The following is a 226-nucleotide window of genomic DNA, read 5'->3' on the forward strand; positions in this document are numbered from 1 at the left end:
ATCGAGACTGATCATTACGAGATCCACTCACAAAAATAAGAGAGATAAAAGTGTTGCGTATCCTCCATTTTGTTGTCGGCTTCCTTATTTGCCTTAGCCTCACTATTTTTTCCTCTCAAAATCAGGGAGCAGATCGCGCGGAGCAGATTCTTGAGCGATTTGAACGTGAGTTCCTCCAGTACTACGACAGCCCCCAGGACTTGGCCAGCTGGCAGGAGCGGCTGCG

At 48.7% G+C, this 226-nt stretch carries 1 protein-coding gene; it reads right to left on the reverse strand.

The window, feature by feature from the left end; all coding sequences use genetic code 11:
- Window positions 1-14 precede the first annotated feature (14 nt).
- Window positions 15-226: hypothetical protein (locus tag CWC28_RS22480; RefSeq protein ID WP_212746848.1), on the reverse strand; the 212-nt coding region annotated here is incomplete at its 5' end.

Origin of the sequence: Pseudoalteromonas sp. S4492, from assembly GCF_005886115.1 — a bacterium.
GTDB classification, from domain to species: Bacteria; Pseudomonadota; Gammaproteobacteria; order Enterobacterales; family Alteromonadaceae; genus Pseudoalteromonas; species Pseudoalteromonas gelatinilytica.